The organism is Desulfosarcina sp. (assembly GCF_041551955.1).
Lineage (GTDB): Bacteria > Desulfobacterota > Desulfobacteria > Desulfobacterales > Desulfosarcinaceae > Desulfosarcina.
This window is the reverse complement of record NZ_JBFELV010000546.1, coordinates 1-3015: the sequence shown is the minus strand read 5'-3', so window position 1 is coordinate 3015 and position 3015 is coordinate 1. Positions and strand designations below refer to the sequence as shown.

General features: G+C 48.4%; 3 protein-coding genes. All 3 read left to right on the top strand.

Annotated features, from left to right (window positions below):
- Positions 1–514 (top strand): nucleotidyltransferase family protein (locus ABYV26_RS23885; protein ID WP_372683854.1); only part of this gene is annotated, 514 nt, incomplete at its 5' end.
- Positions 515–564: 50 nt separating this feature from the next.
- Positions 565–1569 (top strand): ATP-binding cassette domain-containing protein, encoded by a 1005-nt coding sequence (locus tag ABYV26_RS23880; protein WP_372683855.1) that lies wholly within the window; start codon positions 565–567, stop codon positions 1567–1569.
- 11 nt (positions 1570–1580) lie between these two features.
- Positions 1581–2396: an ABC transporter permease gene (locus ABYV26_RS23875; RefSeq protein ID WP_372683853.1), complete on the top strand. Its 816-nt coding sequence runs from the start codon at positions 1581–1583 to the stop codon at positions 2394–2396.
- Positions 2397–3015 lie beyond the last annotated feature (619 nt).

Genomic DNA, 3015 nt, shown 5'->3' with positions numbered 1-3015 from the left:
GGTACTACATCTTTGTCTCCATCTGTTTGCTGGCGGTGAGACCCGAAATAGCTTAAGGGGCGTATATGACATCTACCGTTCGCTTCAGTGTGCCGGGTCGTCTATGGACTGGGCCCTGTTTGACGAAGAAGCGCGCAGGTATGGTCTGGCTGAAGAGGTCTATCCCGTCTTGAAAACGACTCGAAACATATTTGATCCAGGTGAAAACCGGGTTGTCTGGCCAGCGAGTTTGCCAGCAGACAGGTCAATGGTGGTTCAGATGGAATCGATAATTTTTCGTATGGACAATCGCAACTCCTACCCCGGTTCACTGATAGCGATCCAGGCAGAAAAACGGCTGAGGAAAAAAATCTCGGCGCTCTGGAAACGCTTTTTCCTCAATCCGACCCAAATGGCCATGCATTACGGTGTGGCAGAATCATCCTGGAAAGTATACCTGTTCTATCTATTCAGACCGCTACAACTGTTTTGGCGGTACGGGAAATACACCCGCCAATTTATATTGCCGAAATAACTTTTTTCGAATGCCGCAACATCGGCATGGGTGAGGGGTAACGTGTCTACCTGTATTCAAGTCTGCAATTTGAGCAAGGTGTTTCCGGTAACCAAGACGTACCGCGAATTGTTCTTGCATACCTTCCAAAAAAAACGGCGACAGCGCTGCAAAACATTAACCTTCGGATTGACAAGGGCGATCTGTTTGGTCTGCTCGGTTCCAACGGCGCGGGTAAAACGACCCTCATAAAAATCCTTTGTTCGTTGGTGCTTCCCAGTTCCGGAACCGCCTACATCAATGGCTTGGACGTAAGGCGTAATCCTCAGGAAATCAAACCCAGTCTGGGGTATGTCATCGGGGATGAGCGAAGTTTTTACTGGCGACTGACAGGGGAACAGAATTTGAAATTTTTTGCCGTGCTCAACAATATTCCCCACCGGGAGGTAGACCGCGCAGTGACGCGTCTATTGGATCTCGTCGGCCTGAAAGCCCACCGGAATAAAATGTTCAAAGAGTATTCTACGGGTATGAAAAAGATGCTGGCCATTGCCAGAGGCCTGTTGACCAATCCCGACATTCTGATCATGGACGAACCGACCAGCGGACTCGATCCGCTCGTTGCAAGGAAAATAAAAAATTTCATCAAGGGAACCCTGGTGAACACCGAGAATAAAACTGTCCTGCTGGCCTCTCATAACCTGGCCGAAGTGGAGCAGCTTTGTAACCGGATTGCCGTTCTCGATAATGGCAAACTGAAGGCCGAGGGTACAGTTGAAGAAATTAAAGCCACACTACCTAAACACAAACGATTTGTCGTGGGGATAGAAAACTATCAAACGGCGCTGCTGGAAAAATTAAAAACCCTTACAACCGTGCAGCACGCTGTATTAAAGACGGCGCAACCCCCCTCTTCGGGCGCCCAGATCGAAGTCGAGTTGACCCACGGTGAAGACCAGGCCAGCAAATTAATGGAGAGTATTTTGGCCATGGGCGGACGAATTACCTCATTTCAGGAATCAAATGCAACCCTGGAAGATATCTTTTCTTGGGTGCTTTTACGCAAGAGCGCATAGGGATAGCCAAGATGGGCAACCTTTTCCGTAAAATGAAAGCGTTTGTTTACCGGGATTTTATTAGCGACACCACGTATAAGGCCACTTTTATTCTTCAATTCTTTGGATTATTGTTTTCGGTTTTAACCTACTTTTTTCTCTCCCGGCTAATGGGGGATATTGGTGTCGAATACCTCAAACCATACGGGGGAAACTACTTTTCGTTCGTGCTGATCGGCATCGCATTTTTCAGTTACCTCAATGTTTCCATGAAAGGTCTTGCCGGCATTATCCGTGAAGGTCAAATGCTGGGAACACTGGAAGCAATTCTGGTGACACCCACCAGCATTCCGACAATCATCTTTTCATCCTTAATATATGGCTTCTTTTGGGCGACATTCGAGGTGGCCATTTATCTTCTTCTTGGTGCCGTTTACTTCGATGTGAACCTTGGCCAGGTCAACCTGACCGCTACCCTGATGGTTCTTTTTCTCACCATCATTTCGTTCATCGGATTGGGTATCCTGTCCGCCAGCTTTATAATGGTCTTGAAACGCGGCGACCCTATCGGTTGGTTGTTTACCTCGGTATCCGGTTTGATCGGTGGTTTATATTATCCCACAACCGTGCTGCCGGAATGGCTGCAAACGGCTGCCAAGTTCTTTCCGGTAACCCATTCGCTGGAAGGCATGCGTCTCGCCATTCTGAAAGGTTATACCGTATCACAACTAGCCTCCACAATCCTGATCCTTTGCGGGTTTTCAGCAGTCATTCTGCCATCCAGCATTCTGGTGTTCCAGCAAGCGATCAAGAAGGCGAAGCGGGATGGATCGTTAACCCATTATTAGAACGCACCTTGTCTCACAAGATATAAGGCCGACCTGACATCTAATGGTCAACCTTTCCCGAAAATTGGATTTGTTTTCACTATTTCGTCAAATCAAATCGGCACTTGATAGTATAAACCCAATAAGCATGAGGCTCTCAATGAATTGGTGTATTGACCCAAAGCCGGATAATTGGGTAGACGTTTTTGTGCTGATGTTTATGATTGTCCTGCAAACCTTCCATTTCTTTAAACAGCTACATGGCTCTTATCTTTTTATCATTTTAAGGTAACAGGGGCGACCCTAATTGCCGCCAACCGCCAATCGGGAATGCCGTCGTTCTGAATCATGGCCAAAACCATTTCAATCGACGAGATTCGCCAACGGAAAAACCCACCTGATACGACGGATCGCTCCGAAAAAAAGAGGTTCCCTTTCGCCTCCGTTTTCGTACATGATTCGGCTGGAGGAAAAGGATCAGACGCCTGCGCGCCCCCGGGCCAAAGCCAACCCCACCCATCGCCATGCCAGCGATTGACCCAGTTGCTTCGCGGCAAACCATGCTCAAGCCCTGCAGCAGAATTCAACAGCCGCCACCGCCTTGGGGATGGCTGGTCCCAGAACCAATGCGCCGGTGGAG